22 protein-coding genes are annotated in these 24,135 nt (G+C 70.9%); 17 read left to right on the top strand and 5 right to left on the bottom strand.

Going from position 1 to position 24,135, the window contains the following annotated elements:
- Positions 1–22 precede the first annotated feature (22 nt).
- Entirely contained in the window at positions 23–718 is a 696-nt protein-coding gene (locus ACIQMR_RS08525) for a potassium channel family protein (RefSeq protein ID WP_401384447.1), read from the bottom strand.
- A 67-nt stretch (positions 719–785) separates the two neighbouring features.
- Between ACIQMR_RS08525 and ACIQMR_RS08520 the strand changes: the two genes are divergently transcribed.
- Positions 786–1,346 carry an HIT domain-containing protein gene (locus ACIQMR_RS08520; protein ID WP_266375755.1) on the top strand — a complete coding sequence of 187 codons (561 nt, stop codon included), beginning with the start codon at positions 786–788 and terminating at the stop codon, positions 1,344–1,346.
- Positions 1,347–1,382: 36 nt separating this feature from the next.
- Here ACIQMR_RS08520 and ACIQMR_RS08515 read toward each other — a convergent pair whose 3' ends face one another.
- On the bottom strand, positions 1,383–3,038 hold the full coding sequence (locus ACIQMR_RS08515) for a hypothetical protein (RefSeq protein WP_401384917.1): 1,656 nt from the start codon (positions 3,036–3,038) through the stop codon (positions 1,383–1,385).
- 212 nt (positions 3,039–3,250) lie between these two features.
- On the bottom strand, positions 3,251–5,458 hold the full coding sequence (locus ACIQMR_RS08510) for an elongation factor G-like protein EF-G2 (protein ID WP_401384444.1): 2,208 nt from the start codon (positions 5,456–5,458) through the stop codon (positions 3,251–3,253).
- 257 nt (positions 5,459–5,715) lie between these two features.
- Between ACIQMR_RS08510 and pgsA the strand changes: the two genes are divergently transcribed.
- The 15 genes from pgsA to ACIQMR_RS08435 all read left to right on the top strand — a co-directional run bounded on the left by pgsA (position 5,716) and on the right by ACIQMR_RS08435 (position 20,968).
- Positions 5,716–6,378, top strand: coding sequence for a phosphatidylinositol phosphate synthase (gene pgsA / locus ACIQMR_RS08505; RefSeq protein WP_358662525.1), 663 nt, complete (start codon positions 5,716–5,718; stop codon positions 6,376–6,378).
- Positions 6,378–7,292, top strand: a complete 915-nt coding sequence (locus ACIQMR_RS08500) for a phosphatidylinositol mannoside acyltransferase (RefSeq protein ID WP_401384442.1) — start codon at positions 6,378–6,380, stop codon at positions 7,290–7,292. Before pgsA ends, ACIQMR_RS08500 begins: the two co-directional genes overlap by 1 nt.
- Positions 7,289–8,449, top strand: coding sequence for a glycosyltransferase family 4 protein (locus ACIQMR_RS08495; protein ID WP_401384439.1), 1,161 nt, complete (start codon positions 7,289–7,291; stop codon positions 8,447–8,449). Before ACIQMR_RS08500 ends, ACIQMR_RS08495 begins: the two co-directional genes overlap by 4 nt.
- Positions 8,450–8,540: 91 nt before the next feature.
- Complete coding sequence (locus ACIQMR_RS08490) at positions 8,541–9,080, top strand: hypothetical protein (protein WP_401384437.1); 540 nt, start codon at positions 8,541–8,543, stop codon at positions 9,078–9,080.
- Between the two features lie 108 nt (positions 9,081–9,188).
- On the top strand, positions 9,189–10,115 hold the full coding sequence (gene pdxS, locus ACIQMR_RS08485; RefSeq protein WP_266375765.1) for a pyridoxal 5'-phosphate synthase lyase subunit PdxS: 927 nt from the start codon (positions 9,189–9,191) through the stop codon (positions 10,113–10,115).
- 12 nt (positions 10,116–10,127) lie between these two features.
- Complete coding sequence (gene pdxT / locus ACIQMR_RS08480; RefSeq protein WP_401384433.1) at positions 10,128–10,745, top strand: pyridoxal 5'-phosphate synthase glutaminase subunit PdxT; 618 nt, start codon at positions 10,128–10,130, stop codon at positions 10,743–10,745.
- Between the two features lie 63 nt (positions 10,746–10,808).
- Positions 10,809–11,561 (top strand): YebC/PmpR family DNA-binding transcriptional regulator, encoded by a 753-nt coding sequence (locus ACIQMR_RS08475; RefSeq protein ID WP_266375769.1) that lies wholly within the window; start codon positions 10,809–10,811, stop codon positions 11,559–11,561.
- A gap of 143 nt (positions 11,562–11,704) precedes the next feature.
- Entirely contained in the window at positions 11,705–12,238 is a 534-nt protein-coding gene (ruvC, locus tag ACIQMR_RS08470) for a crossover junction endodeoxyribonuclease RuvC (protein WP_401384431.1), read from the top strand.
- On the top strand, positions 12,235–12,846 hold the full coding sequence (ruvA, locus tag ACIQMR_RS08465) for a Holliday junction branch migration protein RuvA (RefSeq protein ID WP_358662519.1): 612 nt from the start codon (positions 12,235–12,237) through the stop codon (positions 12,844–12,846). Before ruvC ends, ruvA begins: the two co-directional genes overlap by 4 nt.
- Positions 12,847–12,966: 120 nt before the next feature.
- Positions 12,967–14,049 carry a Holliday junction branch migration DNA helicase RuvB gene (gene ruvB, locus ACIQMR_RS08460; protein ID WP_401384427.1) on the top strand — a complete coding sequence of 361 codons (1,083 nt, stop codon included), beginning with the start codon at positions 12,967–12,969 and terminating at the stop codon, positions 14,047–14,049.
- Between the two features lie 164 nt (positions 14,050–14,213).
- Positions 14,214–14,696, top strand: coding sequence for a preprotein translocase subunit YajC (gene yajC, locus ACIQMR_RS08455; protein ID WP_401384425.1), 483 nt, complete (start codon positions 14,214–14,216; stop codon positions 14,694–14,696).
- A 147-nt stretch (positions 14,697–14,843) separates the two neighbouring features.
- A complete protein-coding gene (gene secD, locus ACIQMR_RS08450; protein ID WP_401384423.1) occupies positions 14,844–16,586 on the top strand; it encodes a protein translocase subunit SecD in 1,743 nt (580 codons plus the stop codon).
- Between the two features lies 1 nt (position 16,587).
- On the top strand, positions 16,588–17,700 hold the full coding sequence (gene secF / locus ACIQMR_RS08445; RefSeq protein WP_401384421.1) for a protein translocase subunit SecF: 1,113 nt from the start codon (positions 16,588–16,590) through the stop codon (positions 17,698–17,700).
- Positions 17,697–18,239, top strand: a complete 543-nt coding sequence (locus ACIQMR_RS08440; RefSeq protein WP_401384420.1) for an adenine phosphoribosyltransferase — start codon at positions 17,697–17,699, stop codon at positions 18,237–18,239. The genes secF and ACIQMR_RS08440 overlap by 4 nt, the downstream gene beginning before the upstream one ends.
- A gap of 167 nt (positions 18,240–18,406) precedes the next feature.
- Positions 18,407–20,968, top strand: coding sequence for a RelA/SpoT family protein (locus tag ACIQMR_RS08435; protein ID WP_401384417.1), 2,562 nt, complete (start codon positions 18,407–18,409; stop codon positions 20,966–20,968).
- A 105-nt stretch (positions 20,969–21,073) separates the two neighbouring features.
- On the opposite strand, the gene ACIQMR_RS08430 is transcribed toward ACIQMR_RS08435, so the two are convergent.
- Both ACIQMR_RS08430 and ACIQMR_RS08425 read right to left on the bottom strand, forming a co-directional pair.
- Positions 21,074–22,303, bottom strand: a complete 1,230-nt coding sequence (locus tag ACIQMR_RS08430) for a DUF349 domain-containing protein (protein ID WP_401384414.1) — start codon at positions 22,301–22,303, stop codon at positions 21,074–21,076.
- A 171-nt stretch (positions 22,304–22,474) separates the two neighbouring features.
- Positions 22,475–23,266, bottom strand: coding sequence for a peptidylprolyl isomerase (locus ACIQMR_RS08425; protein WP_401384412.1), 792 nt, complete (start codon positions 23,264–23,266; stop codon positions 22,475–22,477).
- 149 nt (positions 23,267–23,415) lie between these two features.
- Here ACIQMR_RS08425 and ACIQMR_RS08420 point away from each other — a divergent pair, with 149 nt between their 5' ends.
- A complete protein-coding gene (locus ACIQMR_RS08420) occupies positions 23,416–24,129 on the top strand; it encodes an MBL fold metallo-hydrolase (RefSeq protein WP_401384410.1) in 714 nt (237 codons plus the stop codon).
- Positions 24,130–24,135: the final 6 nt, after the last annotated feature.

Genomic DNA, 24,135 nt, shown 5'->3' with positions numbered 1-24,135 from the left:
GAGCCCCGGCGGCTGCCGCGGCTCAGGGAGAAGAGGCCCCCGGAGGACGCCCGTCCTCCGGGGGCCTCCTCTCGTCCTCCCGTGTGAAGACCTGGATCAGCCAGGACGAGAACGAGCCGGTCACCGCTCCGAGCAGGGCCAGCCCGCAGATCATCAGCCCGACCGCGATGGTCCGCCCCCACGGGGTCACGGGCGTGACATCGCCGTACCCGACGGTGGTCAGCGTCTCGCACACCCACCAGATCGCGTCCCCGAACGTGAGGATCGTCGCCCCGGGCGCGGTCCTCTCCTGGTGGTAGACCGCGAGCGCCCCGGCCCAGCCGAGCAGCACGGCGCCCATCCCGGCATAGACGATCACCCGTGCGTACAGACTGAGCACCGGCTCGTCCCGCCGGCGCTGGAGCGTCGTGTACAGCTTCACGAGCCGCAGCGGACGCAGCAGCGGCAGCAGCAGCACTACCGCGTCCAGCCAGTGCGTCCGCAGGAACCGGTGCAGTCGCTTACCGCTCAGCCGCAGCCGCACCACGAAGTCGGCCGCGAAGACCAGCCACATCAGCAGCATCGTCGCGAAGGCGAGCTCCCGCCAGACCGCGTCCACCTCATGGGCCAGGATCCGCACCGAGTACGCGGCCAGGAAGACCAGCGAGGCCCAGAAGAGGGGGAGCTCGGCCCGCTGCTCCCAGCGGTCCAGCGGTGTGTCTGCCCGGTCGACGTCCATCCGGCCAGCATCGCCGGGAGCCGGCCGGGTCCGCCCCCGGCGACACGCTCCGTACGGGCGAAGTCATATGCTGCACCACATGACGAGTGAGCCGGAGCAGCAGATCGGAGTCGGCATCCAGGACGCCTTCCAGCGTCTGTGGACGCCCCACCGGATGGCGTACATCCAGGGCGAGAACAAGCCGACCGGGCCCGGGGCCGACGACGGCTGCCCCTTCTGCTCCATCCCCGCCAAGTCCGACGAGGACGGACTCGTCATCGCGCGCGGCGACACCGTGTACGCCGTGCTCAACCTGTACCCGTACAACGGCGGGCACCTCATGGTGGTGCCCTACCGGCACGTCGCCGACTACACGGACCTCGACGAGGCGGAGACCGCCGAGCTCGCCGCCTTCACGAAGCGGGCGATGACGGCGCTGCGGACGGCCTCCGGAGCACACGGCTTCAACATCGGCATGAACCAGGGCTCGGTGGCGGGGGCCGGTATCGCCGCCCATCTGCACCAGCACGTCGTGCCGCGCTGGGGCGGTGACACCAACTTCATGCCGGTCGTCGGACACACGAAGGTGCTGCCCCAACTCCTCGCCGACACCCGGAAGATGCTCGCGGACGCCTGGCCGCCCGCGTAGTACTCCCGGCGGCGCCGCGCGGGCGGGCCGAGGGCGTCAGGCGTCGTACGCGTCGGCCTTGCGCGGCATGGGGTCCTGCACGCCGGTGCTGAGGAAGGACGAGCGGTTGGTGAAGCGCTCGGTGTCCACCCCGTTCTCCTCCAGCACCCGCATCGCCGCGGCGTGCGCCACCCGCAGCACCGGTGTCGCCGCGCGCATCGCGTCGTCCGCCATGAACCGGTGCCGCCAGGGCTGCTCCGCCCAGGCGTGCCGGAGCCCGAACGGCTCGGGCAGCACGAGCTTCCCGCCGAGGAAGTCCAGCAGCGGCGGATACCAGGTGAACGGCGCCCGGACCATGAGCCTGACCACCTCGGTCGTCTCGACGAGCGGCAGCTGCCGCTCGACGGTCTCCCAGAACCGGACGGTCTTGGCGACCTCGACGGTCTTCGGCTTCGGCTTGGTGGTGAAGAGGGAGTGCACGGGGCCGAGCGCGTGCCCGGTCACCTCGATGCGCAGCGTCTCGTAGAGCACCGTCACCGTGATCATCATGGTGATGACCAGCTGGCCGTCCCACAGGGTGAACTGGACGCCCAGGTAGTGCCGGTTCCCGCTGCCGAACTGCTGGTGGTCGCAGATCCGCTGTATCTCGTGGCGCTTGACCTGGAACGTGTCCACGTTCTGCCCCTCGGGCCTGGCCACCTCCGTCGCGCCCTCCCCGACCGGCACCACGATCCAGTGCTTCACCGAAGGGGCAGGGAAACCACCGGTGTTCAGCGGGCCGCGCCGCAGCAGGGTCAGCTGGTCGTGAATGACCTTGATGACGTCCCAGCTGCGGAACTGGTGGAACTCCTTGGCCGGCTCCTTGGCCACCAGCTCCTCGGCGAGCTGCCAGCTGCCCCAGCGGGTGCCCATGCCGAGTATCCCCTTGGGGCCGGCGTAGAAGACCGAGTTCGACTGCTGCTCGGCCGTGAGCTTCTCCAGACCCTGGCGCAGCTGCTCGGCCGCGGTCTCGTTCGGGTTGCCGGGGACGGCCTCCGGCACCTTCGCGCCGATACCGCCGCCGGACAGCAGGCTGTCCCAGCGCTCGCGCATGTCCTTCGCCGTGGACTCGCAGACGCGCTTCGCGATCAGCCAGCCGACGACCGGGGCGACGACCATGGCCCGCAGGTAGAGCGCCCAGAATCCGGTGAACGGCAGCTTGACCAGGAAGACGACCGCGAGCAGTCCCACCGCGAGCAGCAGCGCCGTGCCCAGGGCCCCGGCCTTCTTGTCCTTCGCCCCCGCGAGAGTGCGGCGCAGCTGGAACACACCGACCCACAGCAGCGCCCCGGGCAGGAACAGCAGCCCGAACACCGCCATCACGCCGGTCAGCCGGGCGTCGCGCTGCTTGCGGATCCGGCTCGCCGCGAGCGCGTGCTCGACCACGGCCTGCGGCTCCGTGCCGAACGACTGGATCAGCGGCTTACGGGCCCCACCGAGCATCCGCACCTGCACGGCACGCGAGAAGGCCTCACCCAGATTCGGCTCGAAGAGCGAGATCTTGCCCTTCTTCACCTTGGACTGGTGCCGCTCGTTGTTGGCCTTGAGGATCTCCTCCAGCGGGCTGTCACGGTAGGCGGCCGAGGCGAGGGCGTGCGTCGCCGCCGTCTGGCCGGCCGAGCCCTGCAGCGGGATCTGCGCCCCGGGAGAGAAATCGAAAGCCTGGTCCGCCACTACCGCCCCCATCGCCGCATCCGTCCGCACTGCGGCCTGTTCCCAACTACCGCGCCCCGCACACCTGCTGAGCTGGGCACCACAGCGTATCGGGGCCGCGGCCCGCCCGTCAGCACCGCCTGCGGGGCGCACCCGGGCGCACCCGGTCGCCTGCCGTGCGCCCCTCCCGAGTGCCGCCCGCCGCTGGGGGATCCGGCGGGCGGCAGCCTCAACTAGGAACCGGCTTCGGCCTGTTCGCGGATCTTGCCCGCGAGTTGCGGGGGCATCGCCTCGTGCCGGGCGTACGTGCGGTCGAAGCGGCCGGTGCCGTGCGAGATCGACCGCAGGTCCACCGCGTACCGGCCGATCTCGATCTCCGGCACCTCGGCCCGGACGAGCGTGCGGCCCTGGCCCGCCTGTTCGGTGCCGACCACCCGGCCGCGCCGCCCCGACAGATCGCTCATCACGGAGCCGACGTACTCGTCGGGCACCATCACCTGGATCTGGGCCACCGGCTCCAGCAGATCGATGCGCGCCTCGCCGGCCGCCTCGCGCAGCGCCAGCGCGCCCGCCGTCTGGAACGCGGCGTCGGAGGAGTCCACCGAGTGCGCCTTGCCGTCCAGCAGCGTCACCTTGATGTCGACGAGCGGATACCCGGCCGCGACACCCTTCGCCGCCTGCGCCCGGACGCCCTTCTCGACGGACGGGATGAACTGCCGCGGCACCGCGCCGCCCACGACCTTGTCGACGAACTCGATCCCGGAGCCGGGCGGCAGCGGTTCGACCTCGATCTCACAGATCGCGTACTGGCCATGACCGCCCGACTGCTTCACGTGCCGGCCGCGCCCCGCCGACGGCCCGCCGAACGTCTCCCGCAGCGACACCTTGTGCGGCACCACGTCGACCTGGACCCCGTAACGGCTGCGCAGCCGTTCCAGCGCCACGTCCATATGGGCCTCGCCCAGGCACCACAGCACCACCTGGTGCGTGTCCTGGTTCTGTTCGAGACGCATCGTCGGATCCTCGGCCACCAGGCGCGCCAGCCCCTGCGAGAGCCGGTCCTCGTCGGCCTTGCTGTGTGCCTGGATGGCCAGCGGCAGCAGCGGGTCCGGCATCGCCCACGGCTCCATCAGCAGCGGATCGTCCTTCGCCGAGATCGTGTCCCCGGTCTCCGCGCGCGCCAGCTTCGCCACGCACGCGAGATCGCCCGCGATGCACGCGCCGACCGTGCGCTGCTGCTTGCCGAAGGGCGAGGAGAGGGCGCCGATCCGCTCGTCGACGTCGTGGTCCTCATGGCCCCGGTCCGCCAGTCCGTGCCCCGAGACGTGCACCGTCTCGTCGGGGCGCAGCGTGCCGGAGAAGACCCGCACCAGCGACAGCCGCCCGACGTACGGGTCGGACGCGGTCCTGACCACCTCGGCGACCAGCGGCCCGTCCGGGTCGCAGCTGATCGCGGGCCGCTCCCGGCCCTCCGGGGTCGTGACCGCCGGGGCCTCGCGCTCCAGCGGGGTCGGGAAGCCGCCGGTGATCAGCTCCAGCAGCTCGACCGTGCCGAGCCCCTGCTTGGCCCCGTTCGTCGCGGGCGCCGCGGCCAGCACCGGATGGAACACGCCCCGGGCGACGGCCTTCTCCAGGTCGTCGATCAGTGTCTTGAGGTCGATCTCCTCGCCGCCGAGGTAGCGGTCCATGAGGGTCTCGTCCTCGCTCTCCGCGATGATCCCCTCGATCAGCCGGTTCCTGGCCTCCTCGATCAGCGGGAGCTGGTCCGGATCCGGGGCCCGCTCGGTGCGCCCGCCGTCGGAGTAGTCGAACAGCTTCTGCGACAGCAGCCCGATCAGCCCGGTGACCGGTGCGTGCCCGTCCGCCGCCTCCGGGCCGTTCAGCGGCAGATAGAGCGGCAGTACGGCGTCGGGGTCGTCTCCGCCGAAGATCTGCCCGCAGACCCCGGTCAGCTCCTCGTACCCGGTGCGTGCCGTCTCCAGATGCGTGACCACGATCGCCCGGGGCATGCCGACCGCCGCGCACTCCTCCCACACCATGCGGGTCGAACCGGCGACGGCATCGGCCTCCTGGGCGGCCGACACGACGAAAAGGGCCGCGTCCGCGGCTCGCAGACCGGCCCTGAGTTCCCCGACGAAGTCGGCGTATCCGGGGGTGTCCAACAGATTGATCTTGTACCCGCCCCATTCGACCGGGACGAGGCTGAGCTGTACGGAACGCTGCTGACGGTGCTCGATCTCGTCGTAGTCCGAGACCGTGCCCCCGTCCTCGACCCGGCCCGCCCGGTTGACCGCTCCCGCCGTCAGGGCCAGCGCTTCGACCAGGGTCGTCTTGCCCGATCCACTGTGGCCGACCAGCACCACATTCCGTACGGATGACGGCCGGTCGGCCGTTGTAGCCCTGCCGGCGGCTCCGGGCTGTGCATTCGCCTTGTCGCCCATGATTCGTTCCTCCCGACTGATTGCACGGTGAGGTGAGGGCGCGGGACCCGGGGGCCGCGTGGGGAGACCCCCGGCCGGAGCCCGGGGGGCGCTCCGGCGATGCCCGCGGTGTGTCTTTCGAGCTTTCCACTCCCGTCATGGTGCGTCCATACGTCGTACGCGACCGGGCCAGGCCGCTGGTGCGGGACACGCGTGGCTACGATGGGCCCGCCGGTGGCCATCGGGGCCGCTCGGCCCACCGACCCCTCGGGAAGGCCATGCTGAACAAGTACGCGCGTGCGTTTTTCACGCGTGTCCTCACACCGTTCGCCGCGTTTCTGCTACGCCGCGGAGTGAGCCCCGACGCGGTGACCGTCATCGGCACGGCCGGAGTGGTGGCGGGCGCGCTGGTCTTCTTTCCCCGCGGAGAGTTCTTCTGGGGGACGATCGTCATCACGCTGTTCGTCTTCTCCGACCTGGTCGACGGCAACATGGCCCGCCAGGCCGGCGTCTCCAGCCGCTGGGGCGCCTTCCTGGACTCCACGCTGGACCGGGTCGCGGACGGCGCCATCTTCGGCGGCTTCGCCCTCTGGTACGCGGGCAAGGGCGACGACAACGTGCTGTGCGCGGTCGCGATCTTCTGCCTCGCCAGCGGTCAGGTCGTCTCGTACACCAAGGCGCGCGGCGAGGCGATCGGACTGCCGGTGGCCGTGAACGGGCTGGTGGAGCGGGCCGAACGGCTCGTGATCTCGCTGGTGGCGGCGGGCCTCGCCGGGCTGCAGGGATTCGGCGTTCCCGGCATCGGCATCCTGCTGCCGATCGCGCTGTGGGCCGTGGCCGTCGGCTCGCTGGTGACGCTGGGGCAGCGGGTCGTGACGGTACGCCGCGAGGCGGCGGAGGCGGACGCCGCGGCGTCCGCCGAGGGGAGTGGGGCCGCGTGATGAAGGACCGGCTGACGGACACGCTGTACGGGCTGGGCTGGGGAACGGTCAAGAAGCTCCCCGAGCCGGTGGCCGCCGCGCTGGGACGCTCCATCGCCGACACGGTGTGGAAGCGGCGCGGCAAGGGCGTGCTGCGGCTGGAGTCGAATCTGGCCCGCGTGGTCCCCGACGCGAGCCCCGACCGGCTGGCCGAGCTGTCGAAGGCCGGCATGCGCTCGTACATGCGCTACTGGATGGAGTCCTTCCGGCTGCCCACCTGGGACGAGGAGCGCGCCAGGCGCAGCTTCCACCTGGAGGGCATGCACCGCATCACCGACTGCATCGCCGAGGGCAGGGGAGCCGTCCTCGCGCTGCCGCACCTCGCCAACTGGGACCTCGCCGGAGTCTGGCTCACCCGCGCCCAGGGAATACCGTTCACGACAGTCGCCGAGCGGCTGAAGCCGGAGACCCTCTTCGACCGGTTCGTCGCCTACCGGGAGTCGCTGGGCATGGAGGTCCTGCCGCACACCGGCGGCTCCGCCTTCGGCACCCTCGCGCGGCGGCTGCGCGACGGCGGCGTGGTGTGCCTCGTCGCCGACCGCGATCTGTCCGCCTCGGGCGTCGAGGTGAAGTTCTTCGGCGAGACCGCCCGGATGCCCGCGGGGCCCGCGCTGCTCGCCCAGCAGACCGGGGCGCTGCTGATGCCCGCCACCCTCTGGTACGACGGCACATCGGTGATGAAGGGCCGCATCCACCCGCCGATCGACGTGCCCGAGACAGGTACGCGGGAGGAGAAGACGTCTGTGATGACACAGGCGCTGGCAGACGCCTTCGCCACGGGAATCGCCGACCACCCGGAGGACTGGCACATGCTGCAGCGGTTGTGGCTCGCGGATCTGGAGGTCCGCGAGGACACGGGGGAGCGTCCGGCGTGAGGATCGGCATCGTCTGCCCCTACTCGTGGGACGTTCCCGGGGGCGTCCAGTTCCACATCAGGGACCTCGCGGAACACCTGATCCGCCTCGGGCACGAGGTGTCCGTCCTCGCCCCCGCGGACGACGACACACCGCTGCCGCCGTACGTCGTCTCCGCGGGCCGTGCCGTGCCCGTGCCGTACAACGGCTCGGTCGCCCGGCTCAACTTCGGCTTCCTCTCGGCGGCGCGGGTACGGCGCTGGCTGCACGACGGCACGTTCGACGTGATCCACATCCACGAGCCCGCCTCGCCGTCGCTGGGACTGCTGTCCTGCTGGGCCGCGCAGGGGCCGATCGTGGCCACCTTCCACACGTCGAACCCGCGCTCGCGGGCGATGATCGCGGCGTACCCGATCCTGCAGCCCGCGCTGGAGAAGATCAACGCGCGGATCGCGGTCAGCGAGTACGCCCGGCGCACGCTCGTGGAACACCTCGGCGGTGACGCGGTGGTCATCCCCAACGGCGTCGACGTCGACTTCTTCGCGCGGGCCGAGCCGAAGGCGCAGTGGCAGGGGGAGACGCTCGGGTTCATCGGCCGTATCGACGAGCCCCGCAAGGGACTCCCGGTCCTGATGAGGGCCCTGCCGAAGATCCTGGCCGAGCGGCCGGGGACGCGGCTGCTGGTCGCGGGACGGGGTGACGAGGAGGAGGCCGTCGCGTCCCTCCCGGCGGAGATGCGCTCGCGCGTCGAGTTCCTCGGGATGGTCAGCGACGAGGACAAGGCGCGGCTGCTGCGCAGCGTCGACGTGTACGTCGCGCCCAACACCGGTGGTGAGAGCTTCGGCATCATCCTGGTCGAGGCGCTGTCGGCGGGCGCGGCGGTGCTGGCCTCGGACCTCGACGCGTTCGCCCAGGTCCTGGACCAGGGCGCGGCGGGCGAACTCTTCACCAACGAGGACGCGGACGCGCTGGCTTCGGCCGCGATCCGGCTGCTGGGCTCACCGGACCGGCGTGCGGAGCTGAGCGCGCGGGGGAGCGCGCACGTGCGGCGCTTCGACTGGTCGACGGTCGGCGCGGACATCCTCGCGGTCTACGAGACGGTGACGGACGGTGCGGCCTCGGTGGCGGCGGACGAACGCCCGGGCCTGATGGCCCGCTTCGGCCTGGCCCGCGACTGAGCTGCCGCGCGGGCGAAGCCGAAGCGGCGGGCGGGGCGGGGGAACGAGCCTGTCGCAGGCGCGCTCGCCGCCACGGGTAGATTGACCCGGCGTGACCGCAACCCTGATCTGGATCCTCGTCGCGCTCGTCGCCATCGGCCTCTACCTCAGCTGGACCGCCGGCCGCCTCGACCGCCTCCACGCCCGGATCGACGCGGCCCGCGCCGCACTCGACGCCCAGCTCCTGCGCCGTGCCTCGGTCACCCAGGAACTCGCCACCTCGGGCGTGCTCGATCCGGCCGCCTCGATCGTGCTCTACGAGGCCGCCCACGCCGCCCGCCAGGCCGACGAGGAACACCGCGAGGTCGCCGAGAGCGAGCTGAGCCAGGCGTTGCGCGCCGTGTTCGGCGAGGCCGGGCAGGTCGAGATCGTACGAGAGGCTCCCGGCGGTGACGAGGCCGCCAACGAACTCGCCGCCGCGGTACGGCGCGTACCGATGGCGCGCCGCTTCCACAACGACGCCGTACGCGCGGCACGGGCGCTGCGGCGCCACCGCACGGTCCGCTGGTTCCGCCTCGCCGGGCACGCCCCGTTCCCGCTGGCGTTCGAGATGGACGACGAGCCGCCGACGGCCCTCGCCGACCGCCCCTGAGGACCGGACGCGAACCGTCCGGAAAACGAGCCACCGGCTCATCATTGGCCCTTGCAGTGGCCTGCTGCCGGAATGTTTGCTCGTCGGAGCACCAACCGTCGTCACCGAATGAGGTCGATCGTGTCCAGCACGTTCCCCAACTCCCCGCAGGCCCCCGAGACCGGCACCGCGCGCGTCAAGCGCGGCATGGCCGAGCAGCTCAAGGGCGGCGTGATCATGGACGTGGTCAACGCCGAGCAGGCGAAGATCGCCGAGGACGCGGGCGCTGTCGCCGTCATGGCCCTGGAACGGGTCCCTGCGGACATCCGCAAGGACGGCGGCGTGGCCCGGATGTCCGACCCCAACATGATCGAGGAGATCATCGAGGCGGTTTCCATCCCGGTCATGGCCAAGTCCCGGATCGGCCACTTCGTCGAGGCCCAGGTCCTGCAGTCCCTCGGCGTCGACTACATCGACGAGTCCGAGGTGCTCACCCCGGCCGACGAGGTCAACCACTCCGACAAGTGGGCCTTCACGACCCCCTTCGTCTGCGGTGCCACCAACCTGGGCGAGGCCCTGCGCCGGATCGCCGAGGGCGCGGCCATGATCCGCTCGAAGGGCGAGGCCGGCACCGGCAACGTCGTCGAGGCCGTCCGCCACCTGCGCCAGATCAAGAACGAGATCGGCCACCTGCGCGCCCTCGACCACAACGAGCTGTTCGCCGCCGCCAAGGAGCTGCGCGCCCCGTACGAGCTGGTCGCCGAGGTCGCCCAGCTCGGCAAGCTCCCGGTCGTGCTGTTCTCCGCCGGTGGTGTCGCCACCCCCGCCGACGCCGCGCTGATGCGCCAGCTCGGCGCCGAGGGCGTCTTCGTCGGCTCCGGCATCTTCAAGTCGGGCGACCCGGCCAAGCGCGCCGCCGCCATCGTGAAGGCCACCACCTTCTACGACGACCCGAAGATCATCGCCGACGCCTCCCGCAACCTGGGCGAGGCCATGGTCGGCATCAACTGCGACACCCTGCCCGAGACCGAGCGCTACGCGAACCGCGGCTGGTAGGACTCAGCACCCATGAGCACCCTCCCCCCGCCTTCGGCGGAGGCGCCCCCGATTGTCGGTGTCCTCGCGCTCCAGGGCGACGTACGGGAGCACCTGATCGCCCTGGCCGCGGCCGATGCCGTGGCCAGGCCGGTCCGGCGCCCCGAGGAACTCGCCGAGGTCGACGGCCTCGTCATCCCCGGCGGTGAGTCCACCACCATCTCCAAGCTGGCCGGCCTCTTCGGCCTCATGGAGCCGCTGCGTGAGCGCGTACGCGCCGGAATGCCGGTCTACGGCACCTGCGCGGGCCTGATCATGCTCGCCGAGAAGATCCTCGACCCGCGCTCGGGCCAGGAGACCATCGGCGGCATCGACATGATCGTGCGCCGCAACGCCTTCGGCCGCCAGAACGAGTCCTTCGAGAGCGCGGTCGCGGTCGAGGGCGTCGAGGGCGCCCCCGTCGAGGGCGTCTTCATCCGCGCCCCGTGGGTCGAGTCCGTCGGCGCGGCGGCCGAGGTGCTCGCCGAGCACGACGGCCACATCGTCGCCGTACGGCAGGGCAACGCGCTGGCCACGTCGTTCCACCCGGAACTGACCGGCGACCACCGTGTGCACGCCCTGTTCGTCGACATGGTGCGCGCCCCGCGGTGACCCGGTCCCGGTAGGATCACAGGCGAACGCAGCAGAGATTGGTTACGCGAAGGAGACAGGCAGATGTCCGGCCACTCTAAATGGGCCACGACGAAGCACAAGAAGGCCGTGATCGACGCCAAGCGCGGCAAGCTCTTCGCGAAGCTGATCAAGAACATCGAGGTCGCGGCGCGCACCGGCGGTGGCGACATCGACGGCAACCCGACCCTCTTCGACGCCATCCAGAAGGCCAAGAAGAGCTCGGTGCCGAACAAGAACATCGACTCCGCGGTGAAGCGCGGCGCGGGCCTCGAGGCCGGCGGCGCCGACTACGAGACGATCATGTACGAGGGCTACGGTCCGAACGGTGTCGCGGTGCTCATCGAGTGCCTCACCGACAACCGCAACCGCGCGGCCTCCGACGTCCGTGTCGCCATGACCCGCAACGGCGGATCCATGGCCGACCCCGGCTCGGTGTCGTACCTCTTCAACCGCAAGGGCGTCGTCGTCCTCCCCAAGAGCGGGCTGAGCGAGGACGACGTGCTCGGCGCGGTGCTGGACGCCGGTGCCGAGGAGGTCAACGACCTCGGCGAGAACTTCGAGGTCATCAGCGAGGCCACCGACCTGGTCGCCGTCCGCACCTCCCTCCAGGACGCCGGCATCGACTACGAGTCGGCCGAGGCCAGCTTCGTCCCGACCATGCAGGTCGAGCTGGACGAGGACGGCGCGCGCAAGATCTTCAAGCTGATCGACGCGCTGGAGGACAGCGACGACGTGCAGAACGTCTTCGCCAACTTCGACGTCTCGGACGACGTCATGGAGAAGGTCGACGCCTGATCCCGCTTCGCACGCCGGGCCGGCGGGGAGACATCCCCGCCGGCCCGTCGCGTTGTCGGCCGTTGTCGGTGCGGGCCGATAGCCTGCACGAATCGGGGTACCTCCCAGCGGTGGCCGGGGGAAAGCGAAGAAGGGGTGGGCGCGTGCGTGTGCTGGGTGTGGACCCGGGACTGACCCGTTGCGGCATCGGCGTCGTCGAGGGTGTCGCCGGCCGCCCGCTGACGATGCTCGGGGTCGGCGTCGTCCGCACCCCCGCCGACGCCGACATCGGCCACCGTCTCGTCGCCATCGAGCGCGGCATCGAGGAGTGGCTGGACGCACACCGTCCCGAACTGGTCGCGGTGGAGCGGGTGTTCAGCCAGCACAACGTGCGTACGGTCATGGGCACGGCCCAGGCCAGCGCCGTCGCCATGCTCTGCGCCGCCCGCCGTGGACTGCCCGTCGCCCTGCACACCCCCAGCGAGGTCAAGGCCGCCGTCACCGGCAGCGGCCGCGCCGACAAGGCGCAGGTCGGCGCGATGGTGACCAGGCTGCTGCGGCTCGGTGCCCCGCCGAAACCGGCCGACGCGGCGGACGCGCTGGCCCTCGCCATCTGTCACATCTGGCGCGCTCCCGCGCAGAACCGCCTTCAGCAGGCGGTCGCCGCCCACCACGCGACGAAAGGCCGTACCGCATGATCGCCTTTGTGAGCGGCCCGGTCGCCGCCCTCGCCCCGACCACCGCCGTGATCGAGGTCGGCGGCGTCGGCATGGCCGTCCAGTGCACGCCCGACACCCTTTCCGGGCTGAGGATCGGTCAGGAGGCCCGGCTCGCCACCTCGTTGGTGGTCCGCGAGGACTCCCTGACGCTGTACGGCTTCGCGGACGACGACGAGCGGCAGGTCTTCGAGCTGCTCCAGACCGCGAGCGGCGTCGGCCCACGGCTGGCCCAGGCGATGCTCGCCGTGCACAGCCCGGACGCGCTGCGGCGCGCGGTGGCCACCGATGACGAGAAGGCGCTCATCGCCGTGCCCGGCATCGGCAGGAAGGGCGCCCAGAAACTGCTGCTCGAACTGAAGGACCGCCTCGGCGAACCCGTCGGATCCCCGGCAGGTGCCGTCGGCGCCCCCGTCACCCAGTCCTGGCGCGACCAGCTGCACGCCGCCCTGATCGGCCTCGGCTACGCCACGCGCGAGGCAGACGAGGCGGTCGGCGCCGTAGCCCCCCGCGCCGAGGAGGCCGGAGCCGCACCCAACGTGGGCCAGCTGCTGAAGGCCGCCCTCCAGACCCTCAACCGCACCCGCTGACCGGCGGCGCCCCCACAGGGCGCGACCGGGCGGCACCGACCGACCACCAGCGGCTCCGCCGCGCGCCGTACCGCCGGCCGCGGGACCCGAGCCGGCCCGAGAGGACCGCGAGGCACATCCATGGACGGGTACGACAACGGCAGCGACACGGCGTCCGCCGGGGCGGACGGGCGACTCGTCGGCGCGTCCGCCGACGGGGAGGACCAGGCCGTCGAGGCGGCGCTGCGGCCCAAGTCGCTGGACGAGTTCGTCGGCCAGGAGCGCGTGCGCGAACAGCTCGACCTCGTCCTGAAGGCGGCGCTCGCACGCGGTGCCACCGCCGACCACGTGCTGCTCTCCGGCGCCCCCGGGCTCGGCAAGACCACCCTTTCCATGATCATCGCGGCGGAGATGGGCGCCCCGATCAGGATCACCAGCGGCCCCGCCATCCAGCACGCCGGCGACCTCGCGGCGATCCTGTCCTCCCTCCAGGAGGGCGAGGTGCTGTTCCTCGACGAGATCCACCGGATGTCCCGGCCCGCCGAGGAAATGCTCTACATGGCGATGGAGGACTTCCGTGTCGACGTCATCGTCGGCAAGGGCCCCGGTGCGACCGCCATCCCGCTGGAGCTGCCACCGTTCACCCTGGTCGGCGCCACCACCCGGGCCGGACTGCTGCCGCCGCCGCTCCGTGACCGCTTCGGCTTCACCGCGCACATGGAGTTCTACGGCCCGCCGGAGCTGGAGCGGGTCATCCACCGCTCGGCGGGCCTGCTCGATCTGGTGATAGACGCCGAAGGCGCCGCCGAGATCGCGGGCCGCTCCCGCGGCACGCCCCGTATCGCCAACCGGTTGCTCCGCCGCGTCCGCGACTACGCCCAGGTCAAGGCGGACGGCCGCATCACCCGTGACATCGCCGCGGCCGCCCTCAGGGTGTACGAGGTGGACGGCCGCGGCCTCGACCGGCTCGACCGGGCGGTGCTCCAGGCGCTGCTCAAGCTGTTCGGGGGCGGGCCGGTCGGTCTGTCGACACTGGCCGTGGCGGTGGGGGAGGAGCGCGAGACCGTCGAGGAGGTCGCCGAGCCCTTCCTCGTCCGGGAGGGCCTCCTGGCGCGCACCCCGCGTGGCCGGGTGGCCACGCCCGCGGCCTGGGCACACCTCGGGCTCGCACCGCCCCAGCAGGGCCTCGGGCCGAGCGGACAACAGGGGCTGTTCGGTACGTGACGGCGCGGGGGGTCGCACGGCCGGGAACCCGGGTGCGATGCTGGGCGTTGTTCCATCGATGCGGACTCGCTTAGACTCCGCCGATGCCGCCCTTCCGGGTCGGCGTGCCCACCCCCGTAGATCAGGCCGCATCTCACCGCGGTCGTGCGAAGGAATTCCGTCCCGTGGATATCGTGACCCTCCTCCCGTTCATCGTGCTCATCGGGGCCATGTTCCTGATGACCCGCTCCGCCAAGAAGAAGCAGCAGGCGGCGGCGAACATGCGGAACCAGATGCAGCCCGGCACCGGCATCCGGACCATCGGCGGTCTGTACGCCACGGTCAAGGAGGTCAACGAGGACACGGTCCTCGTGGAGGCCGCTCCCGGCGTCCACCTCGTGTTCGCGAAGAACGCCATCGGGGCCGTCCTCGAGGACGCCGAGTACAACCGGATCGTGCACGGCGACGGTGACAGCGACCTCAAGAGCGACACCCCGATCGTGCCGGACGACGCCTCCTCGCTGACCGACGACGCCCGGGATGCCAAGATCGACCTCGGCAAGAAGGACGAGGCGGACGACGCCTCCCCGACGCCCGAGGCCGAGGCCAAGGACGTCAAGGACGCCAAGGGCGACGACAAGAGCGACGGCGACACCGACGCGAAGTAGCCGCGACCGGGGACCGCGGCGCGCCCACCGGCGCACGCGGTCCCCGGTGCGTGCCGACTTCTTCCGCGGGGGCAGGTCCCCACAACACATCGTGGCCGCCCCGTCGCACACCCGGCGCGGGACGGTTGGACAGGGAGAAACGAGAAGGTGGCAGCACCGAAGAAGGGCCGAAGGGCGCCGGGGGGTCAGGGGAAGCCGGGGCGTACCCTCGCGCTGATCCTGATCGTGATGGCCGCTCTCGTCGGCGGGATGTTCTGGTCCGGGGACACCACGCCGCGACTGGGTATCGACCTCGCGGGCGGTACGACGATCACGCTCAAGGCCGAGGCTGAGCCCGGCAAGGAGAGCGCGGTCAACGAGACCAACATGAAGACGGCCGTCGGCATCATCGAGCGCCGTGTGAACGGTCTGGGTGTCTCCGAGGCCGAGGTCCAGACCCAGGGCCGAGAGAACATCATCGTCAACATCCCCAAGGGGACGAACTCGGAGCAGGCCCAGAAGCAGGTGGGCACCACCGCCCAGCTGTTCTTCCGCCCGGTTCTGAACGTGGCGGCCGCCGGTCCCGAGACGCCGCAGCCCTCCGGCAGCCCGAGCGCCACGCCGTCGGGCAAGCCCGGCGACAAGGCCACGGACGGCAAGGACAAGGCCACCGCCCCGAGCGGCAGCCCCACCACCCAGGGGCGTGCCCTCACGGACGCGCTGAAGGCTCCCACGCCGACGCCGTCCGGTGCCGCCACGGACAAGCCGGCGGCGCCCGAGACCCCCGCGCCGACGCCCGACCCCGCCACCGCCGAGGTGGCGAAGCAGTTCGCCGCCCTGAACTGCCTCGACAAGACCGCACGCGCCAACGCGGGCAAGGCCGCCAAGCCCGAGCAGCCGACCGTCGCCTGTGGCCAGAACGGTGCCGGCATGTGGGAGAAGTACCTCCTCGGCCCGGCCGAGGTCGACGGCAAGGACGTCGACGACGCCCAGGGCGTGCTCGACCCGCAGCGCGGCATCTGGATCGTGCAGATGGACTTCACGAGCGCGGGCTCGAAGAAGTTCCAGAAGATCACCAGCAAGCTGTCGCAGCAGCCGTCGCCGATGAATCAGTTCGCGATCGTGCTCGACGGCGAGGTCGTCTCGGCCCCGCAGGTCAACCAGACCCTGAGCGCGAGCGCCGAGATCTCCGGCAACTTCAACCAGGAATCGGCCCAGGACCTCGGCAACATCCTGTCCTTCGGTGCGCTCCCACTGAGCTTCGAGCAGCAGAGCGTCACCACCGTCACCGCCGCGCTCGGTGGTGAGCAGCTCAAGGCCGGCCTCATCGCGGGCGCCATCGGTCTCGCGCTGGTCATCCTCTACCTGGTGGTCTACTACCGCGGTCTGTCGATCGTCGCCCTGCTCAGCCTGCTGGCCTCGGCGATCCTGACGTACGCGCTGATGTCGCTGCTCGGTCCCGCCATCGGCTTCGCGCTGAACCTGCCGGCGGTCTGTGGTGCCATCGTCGCCATCGGTATCACCGCGGACTCGTTCATCGTGTACTTCGAGCGCATCCGTGACGAGATCCGCGAGGGCCGTACGCTCCGCCCGGCCGTCGAGCGGGCCTGGCCGCGCGCGCGGCGCACGATCCTGGTGTCCGACTTCGTGTCGTTCCTCGCCGCGGCGGTGCTCTTCATCGTCACCGTCGGCAAGGTCCAGGGCTTCGCGTTCACGCTGGGCCTGACCACCCTGCTCGACGTCGTCGTGGTGTTCCTCTTCACCAAGCCGCTGATGACGCTCCTGGCCCGCACGAAGTTCTTCTCCAGCGGCCACCCCTGGTCCGGACTGGACCCGAAGCGCCTCGGGGCCAAGCCGCCGCTGCGCCGCTCCCGCCGTGTCTCCGCCCCCACCGACCCGAAGGAGGCGTGAGATGTCGCGTCTCGGCACCATCGGCGCCAGGCTCTACCGCGGTGAGGTCGGCTACGACTTCGTCGGCAAGCGGAAGATCTGGTACGCCGTCTCGATCCTGATCACCATCACGGCCATCGTCGGCCTGGCGGTGAGCGGTCTCAACATGGGCATCGAGTTCAAGGGCGGTGCCGTCTTCACCACCCCGAAGACGAGCGTGTCCGTCGCCCAGGCCCAGGAGTTCGCCGAGGAGGCCTCGGGCCACCCCGCGATCGTCCAGAAGCTCGGCAACGACACCCTGCGCATCCAGGTCAGCGAGCTGGACACCGCCCAGGCCAACACGGTGGGCAAGCAGCTCGCCGAGGACCTGAACATCACGGGCGAGATCAACGCGGAGCTGGTCGGCCCCAGCTGGGGTGAGCAGATCGCCAACAAGGCATGGACCGGCCTCGGCGTGTTCATGATCCTCGTGGTGGTCTACCTGGCGATCGCCTTCGAGTGGCGCATGGCGCTCGCCGCCCTGGTGGCACTCATCCACGACATCACGATCACGGTGGGCATCTACGCGCTCGTCGGGTTCGAGGTCACCCCGGGCACGGTGATCGGTCTGCTGACCATCCTCGGCTACTCGCTGTACGACACGGTGGTCGTCTTCGACAGCCTCAAGGAAGGCACGAAGGACATCACCAAGCAGACCCGCTGGACGTACAGCGAGATCGCCAACCGCTCGATCAACGGCACCCTGGTCCGCTCCATCAACACCACCGTGGTGGCGCTGCTGCCGGTGGCCGGCCTGCTGTTCATCGGCGGCGGGTTCCTCGGCGCGGGCATGCTCAACGACATCTCGCTGTCGCTGTTCGTCGGTCTCGCCGCCGGTGCCTACTCGTCGATCTTCATCGCCACTCCGCTGGTCGCCGACCTGAAGGAGCGCGAGCCGGCGATGAAGGCGCTGAAGAAGCGGGTCCTCGCCAAGCGCGCCGCCGCGGCCGCCAGGGGCGAGTCCGCCGAGGACGCATCGGAGGACGTTCCGGGCGAGCCCCAGGACGCCCTGCCCGGTGCCGCCGCGACCGCCGGAGCCGTCGTCGGCCAGCGCGGCCGTGGCCGCGGCCGCCCCTCGCCGGGGAAGCGCCGATGACCGTGGAGATGCGGGAGCTGCTCCTCAGCCGCATCCGGGACGTGGCCGACTACCCGAAGCCGGGCGTGCTGTTCAAGGACATCACCCCGCTGCTCGCGGACCCGGCGGCCTTCACGGCCCTCACCGACGCCCTCGCCGAGCTGTGCGTGACGCACGGCGCGACGAAGGTCGTCGGCCTGGAGGCGCGCGGTTTCATCCTGGCCGCACCGGTCGCGGTCCGGGCCGGCGTCGGCTTCATCCCCGTACGCAAGGCGGGCAAGCTCCCCGGAGCGACCCTGTCGCAGGCGTACGAGCTGGAGTACGGCACCGCCGAGATCGAGATCCACGCCGAGGACATCGGCGCCGATGACCGCGTCATGGTCATCGATGACGTCCTCGCCACCGGCGGCACGGCCGAGGCCTCGCTGGAGCTGATCCGCCGGGCGGGCGCCGAGGTCGCGGGTGTCGCGATCCTCATGGAGCTGGGCTTCCTCGGCGGGCGCACCCGCCTCGAGCCGTCGCTCCGCGGCGCCCCGCTGGAGGCGCTGATCACGCTCTGACCAGCGTGTTACCGCCGTCGAGGCACCAGGAACGGGCATCCGGGAACACCGGGTGCCCGTTCCGCGTTGTCCACACTCCCCGTCCCGGGGCGAGGTGAACGCCCGGGATCGATACCATGGCCTTTCCGGGCCTGACCGGGGGACCCGGATCCGCACGAGGAGCGCTCTTGCCAGACGAGGCCCGTCCCGCCACCGCGCAGCCCGACCAGAACGCCGAGAAGGCTGTGGCGGCCCCAGCCGCGCCCGAGAAGAAGCCCGGGGAGCCGGCCGGGTCCGCGGCGCCCGAGCGGAGCGGAACGGGTGCGTCCGTGGACGGAGGACGGGGGAGTGCGAGCGGCTCGGCCCCCGCTCCCGTGGCCGCCCCCGCGCCCGTGTCGGCCCCCAAGCCCACGCCCGCGGCCCCGGCGCCCGCCCCCGTGACGCGCTCCGGCGGCTCGTCCAACCGCGTCCGCGCCCGGCTGGCCCGGCTCGGCGTCCAGCGGTCCAGTCCGTACAACCCGGTCCTGGAGCCGCTGCTGCGGATCGTGCGCAGCAACGACCCGAAGATCGAGAGCGCGACGCTCCGCCAGGTCGAGCGCGCCTACCAGGTCGCCGAGCGCTGGCACCGCGGCCAGAAGCGCAAGAGCGGCGACCCGTACATCACGCATCCCCTCGCCGTCACCACCATCCTCGCCGAGCTCGGCATGGACCCGGCGACGCTGATGGCCGGACTGCTGCACGACACCGTCGAGGACACCGAGTACGGCCTGGACACCCTGCGCCGTGACTTCGGCGACCAGGTCGCCCTGCTCGTCGACGGCGTCACCAAGCTCGACAAGGTCAAGTTCGGCGAGGCCGCGCAGGCGGAGACCGTGCGCAAGATGGTCGTCGCCATGGCCAAGGACCCGCGCGTCCTGGTCATCAAGCTCGCCGACCGACTGCACAACATGCGCACGATGCGCTACCTCAAGCGGGAGAAGCAGGAGAAGAAGGCCCGCGAGACCCTGGAGATCTACGCCCCGCTGGCCCACCGGCTGGGCATGAACACCATCAAGTGGGAGCTGGAGGACCTCGCCTTCGCGATCCTCTACCCCAAGATGTACGACGAGATCGTGCGGCTCGTCGCCGAGCGCGCGCCCAAGCGCGACGAGTACCTCGCCATAGTGACCGACGAGGTCCAGTCCGATCTGCGCGCCGCCCGGATCAAGGCCACCGTCACCGGCCGGCCGAAGCACTACTACAGCGTCTACCAGAAGATGATCGTCCGCGGCCGTGACTTCGCGGAGATCTACGACCTGGTCGGCATCCGCGTCCTCGTCGACACCGTCCGCGACTGCTACGCGGCGCTCGGCACCGTCCACGCCCGCTGGAACCCGGTTCCGGGGCGGTTCAAGGACTACATCGCGATGCCGAAGTTCAACATGTACCAGTCGCTGCACACGACGGTCATCGGACCCAACGGCAAGCCCGTCGAACTCCAGATCCGTACGTTCGACATGCACCGCCGCGCCGAGTACGGCATCGCCGCGCACTGGAAGTACAAGCAGGAAGCCGTCGCCGGCGCCTCCAAGGTCCGTACCGACGTCCCCAAGGGCGTCGGCAAGGACAAGGACGCCATCAACGACATGGCGTGGCTGCGGCAGTTGCTCGACTGGCAGAAGGAGACCGAGGACCCGGGCGAGTTCCTGGAGTCGCTGCGCTTCGACCTGTCCCGCAACGAGGTCTTCGTCTTCACGCCGAAGGGCGACGTCATAGCGCTGCCCGCCGGCGCCACTCCCGTCGACTTCGCGTACGCCGTGCACACCGAGGTCGGGCACCGCACCATAGGCGCCCGCGTCAACGGGCGTCTCGTACCGCTCGAATCGACCCTGGACAACGGCGATCTGGTCGAGGTCTTCACCTCCAAGGCGACCGGCGCGGGCCCCTCCCGCGACTGGCTGGGCTTCGTCAAGTCGCCCCGGGCGAGGAACAAGATCCGTGCCTGGTTTTCCAAGGAGCGCCGGGACGAGGCGATCGAGCAGGGCAAGGACTCCATCGCCCGTGCCATGCGCAAGCAGAACCTGCCCATCCAGCGCATCCTCACCGGCGACTCGCTGGTCACGCTCGCGCACGAGATGCGCTACCCCGACATCTCCTCGCTGTACGCGGCGATCGGCGAGGGCCATGTCGCCGCCCAGGGCGTCGTGCAGAAGCTCGTCCAGGCGCTCGGCGGAGAGGAAGCGGCGACCGAGGACATCGCCGAGTCCGTACCGCCGTCGCGCGGGCGTGGCCGCAAGCGCCGCGCCAACGCGGATCCCGGTGTCGTCGTCAAGGGCGTCGATGACGTCTGGGTGAAGCTGGCCCGCTGTTGTACCCCCGTCCCCGGCGACCCGATCATCGGCTTCGTCACCCGCGGCAGCGGTGTCTCCGTGCACCGCGCCGACTGCGTCAACGTGGACTCGTTGTCGCAGCAGCCGGAGCGCATCCTCGACGTCGAATGGGCGCCCACCCAGTCCTCGGTCTTCCTCGTGGCCATCCAGGTCGAGGCCCTGGACCGCTCCCGGCTCCTCTCGGACGTCACCCGCGTCCTGTCCGACCAGCACGTCAACATCCTCTCGGCGGCCGTCCAGACCTCGCGCGACCGGGTCGCCACCTCCCGCTTCACCTTCGAGATGGGCGACCCGAAGCACCTGGGTCATGTCCTGAAGGCGGTGCGGGGTGTGGAGGGCGTGTACGACGTGTACCGCGTGACGTCCGCGCGGCGGCCGTAGCCGTAGCCGGAGCTGCGCTTCCGGCCGGATGCACGAAGGCCCCGGGTCCGGATGCACGAAGGCCCCGGGTACGGATTCCGTACCCGGGGCCTTCGTGACGGCTCGTCAGCCGCCGAACTCCTCCAGGCCCTTGAGGGCCTGGTCCAGCAGCGCCTGACGTCCCTCGAGCTCCCGCGCGAGCTTGTCCGCCTTGGCGTTGTTGCCCGCCGCGCGGGCGGCGTCGATCTGCGTCCGCAGCTTGTCGACGGCGGCCTGCAGCTGACCCGTCAGACCCTCGGCGCGCGCCCGCGCCTCCGGGTTGGTGCGGCGCCACTCGGCCTCCTCGGCCTCCTGGATCGCCCGCTCCACCGCGTGCATCCGGCCCTCGACCTTCGGGCGGGCGTCACGCGGGACATGGCCGATGGCCTCCCAGCGCTCGTTGATGGACCGGAAGGCGGCGCGAGCGGCCTTCAGGTCCGTCACGGGCAGGATCTTCTCGGCCTCGACCGCCAGCTCTTCCTTCAGCTTCAGGTTCTCCGTCTGCTCGGCGTCGCGCTCGGCGAACACCCCGCTGCGGGCCGCGAAGAAGACGTCCTGAGCGCCGCGGAAACGGTTCCACAGGTCGTCCTCGTGCTCGCGCTGGGCGCGGCCCGCGGCCTTCCACTCCGCCATCAGGTCGCGGTAGCGGGCGGCCGTGGGGCCCCAGTCCGTCGAACCGGAGAGCGACTCGGCCTCCGCGACCAGCCGCTCCTTCGTCTGGCGGGCCACCTCGCGCTGTGCGTCCAGAGCGGCGAAGTGGGCCTTGCGGCGCTTGGAGAACGCCGAGCGGGCGTGCGAGAAGCGGTGCCACAGCTCGTCGTCGGACTTGCGGTCGAGCCTCGGCAGACCCTTCCAGGTGTCCACCAGCGCGCGCAGCCGCTCCCCGGCCGCCCGCCACTGCTCGCTCTGCGCCAGCTCCTCGGCCTCGACGACCAGTGCTTCCTTGGCGTGCCGGGCCTCGTCGGTCTGCTTCGCCTTCTGGGCCTTGCGCTCCTCGCGGCGCGCGTCGACCGCCGCGACGAGCGCGTCCAGCCGCACGCGCAGCGCCGCGAGGTCGCCGACGGCGTGGTGCTCGTCCACCTGCTGGCGAATGTGCTCGATCGCGGTCGTCGCGTCCTTCGCCGACAGGTCGGTGGTCTTCACCCGCTTCTCGAGGAGGCCGATTTCGACGACCAGGCCTTCGTACTTGCGCTCGAAGTAGGCCAGTGCCTCCTCGGGAGTGCCGGCCTGCCACGATCCGACGACCTGCTCACCGTCGGAAGTCCGCACGTACACGGTGCCCGTCTCGTCGACGCGGCCCCACGGGTCGCTGCTCACAGCGCCTCCTCCACATGATGCCCCGAGGGGCTCGGGCCCCTGGGCATCGTCCACAGTTTCCTGGACGGGATCCCCGCCCTCCACAGCACGGACCGCGCCCGTGCTGCACAACGCCAATCTAGGCGACCGGCCGCCCGGCTGTCCGCACTCGGCGCCGCCGAATTCGCCGGGTCACCCCTTGCTGACCGCTGCCTTCTTGACGGTGACGGCCTTCGTGGGGGCGCCGTCCTTGGCCCCGCCCTCGACGCCGCCCGCCGCCACGGCCTTGACCGCCGTGAGCCCGGCCGCGTCCATCGTGCCGAACGGCGTGTACGACGGCGGGAGTTTGCTGTCCTTGTAGACGAGGAAGAACTGGCTGCCGCCGCTGTTGGGCGTGCTCGTGTTCGCCATTGCCACCGTGCCCGCCGGGTAGGTGACGGTGCCGTCGGCGCCGGCCTTGCCGAGGCCCGCCAGATTCTCGTCCGGGATCGTGTAGCCCGGACCGCCCGTGCCGTCGCCCTTCGGGTCGCCGCACTGCAGGACGAAGATGCCCTCCGTGGTGAGACGGTGACACTTCGTGTTGTCGAAGTAGCCCTTGTCCGCGAGGTGCTTGAACGAGTTCACCGTGTGCGGGGTCTTCGCGGCGTCCATCGTGAACGCGATGTCGCCCTGGGTGGTCTTCATCGACATCGTGTACGTGCCCTTCGCCGCGATGGCCATCGCGGGCTCCGGCACACTGCTCTCGCTCTGCGTGGGCGTCGGGGACTGGCCGGCGTCCTTCACCGCGGAGTCGTCCTTGCCGCCGCCGTCCGTCAGGCCCACCGAGAGGTACGCCGCGCCACCGGCGGCCACGACCACGGCGAGCACGGCCGCGATGACCGCGTTGCGGCGCCTGGACTTCTTGCGGACCTCCTCGCGGCGTCGCTGCTGCCGCTCGAACTTCTCCCTGGCGAGCTGCCGCCGCCGCTGATCGCTGCTGACCACCGGGTCTTCTCCTCGTGGATGATGTGATCTATCGGGCCGGGTGTGCCCGTACCGTATACGGGTTCGCTGTGAAATGAACTGCGCCGGTAGGCTCTGACCTGTTGCCATTCGTCAGCGAATCCCCGTCGGACGACAGACTGAGGACGATCGTGCTTATTGCCGGGTTCCCCGCCGGAGCCTGGGGGACCAACTGTTATCTGGTCGCCCCGGCAGCAGGCGAGGAGTGCGTGATCATCGACCCGGGCCACCAGGCCGCCGAGGGAGTCGAGGAGACACTCAGGAAGCATCGGCTCAAGCCCGTGGCCGTAATGCTCACCCATGGCCACATCGACCATGTCGCCTCGGTCGTCCCGGTGTGCGGAGCCCATGACGTGCCGGCGTGGATCCACCCCGCCGACCGCTACATGATGAGCGACCCGGAGAAGGCGCTCGGCCGCTCCATCGGGATGCCGCTCATGGGCGAGCTGACCGTGGGGGAGCCGGACGACGTCCACGAGCTGACGGACGGCGCGGCCCTGAAACTGGCCGGTCTCGAGCTGACCGTGTCGCACGCGCCCGGCCACACCAAGGGCTCGGTGACCTTCGGTCTGCCCGACGCCGCAGACATCCCGCCGGTCTTCTTCTCGGGCGATCTGCTCTTCGCCGGTTCCATCGGACGCACCGACCTGCCCGGCGGTGACATGGCCGAGATGCTCGACTCGCTGGGCCGTGTGTGCCTGCCGCTCGACGACTCGACCGTGGTCCTGTCCGGCCACGGCCCCCAGACCACCATCGGCCGTGAGCGCGCCACCAACCCGTATCTGCGGGAGGTCGCCGCCGGCCAGGGAGACGGCACCACCGCCGCTCCCCGACGAGGAATGTAGCGAGAG

This window comes from Streptomyces sp. NPDC091376 (genome assembly GCF_044757085.1).
GTDB lineage: Bacteria > Actinomycetota > Actinomycetes > Streptomycetales > Streptomycetaceae > Streptomyces > Streptomyces pratisoli.
This window is presented reverse-complemented; position numbering and strand designations above follow the sequence as displayed.

Excerpts from the sequence above, each read along its gene's own strand:
- secF (WP_401384421.1), top strand. The coding sequence starts at position 16,588 with ATGTCGCGTCTCGGCACCATCGGCGCCAGGCTCTACCGCGGTGAGGTC.
- pdxT (WP_401384433.1), top strand. The coding sequence starts at position 10,128 with ATGAGCACCCTCCCCCCGCCTTCGGCGGAGGCGCCCCCGATTGTCGGT.
- ACIQMR_RS08500 (WP_401384442.1), top strand. The coding sequence starts at position 6,378 with ATGAAGGACCGGCTGACGGACACGCTGTACGGGCTGGGCTGGGGAACG.
- ruvB (WP_401384427.1), top strand. The coding sequence starts at position 12,967 with ATGGACGGGTACGACAACGGCAGCGACACGGCGTCCGCCGGGGCGGAC.
- ACIQMR_RS08440 (WP_401384420.1), top strand. The coding sequence starts at position 17,697 with ATGACCGTGGAGATGCGGGAGCTGCTCCTCAGCCGCATCCGGGACGTG.
- ACIQMR_RS08525 (WP_401384447.1), bottom strand. The coding sequence starts at position 718 with ATGGACGTCGACCGGGCAGACACACCGCTGGACCGCTGGGAGCAGCGG.
- ruvA (WP_358662519.1), top strand. The coding sequence starts at position 12,235 with ATGATCGCCTTTGTGAGCGGCCCGGTCGCCGCCCTCGCCCCGACCACC.
- ACIQMR_RS08520 (WP_266375755.1), top strand. The coding sequence starts at position 786 with ATGCTGCACCACATGACGAGTGAGCCGGAGCAGCAGATCGGAGTCGGC.
- ACIQMR_RS08475 (WP_266375769.1), top strand. The coding sequence starts at position 10,809 with ATGTCCGGCCACTCTAAATGGGCCACGACGAAGCACAAGAAGGCCGTG.
- pgsA (WP_358662525.1), top strand. The coding sequence starts at position 5,716 with ATGCTGAACAAGTACGCGCGTGCGTTTTTCACGCGTGTCCTCACACCG.
- pdxS (WP_266375765.1), top strand. The coding sequence starts at position 9,189 with ATGAGGTCGATCGTGTCCAGCACGTTCCCCAACTCCCCGCAGGCCCCC.
- ACIQMR_RS08510 (WP_401384444.1), bottom strand. The coding sequence starts at position 5,458 with ATGGGCGACAAGGCGAATGCACAGCCCGGAGCCGCCGGCAGGGCTACA.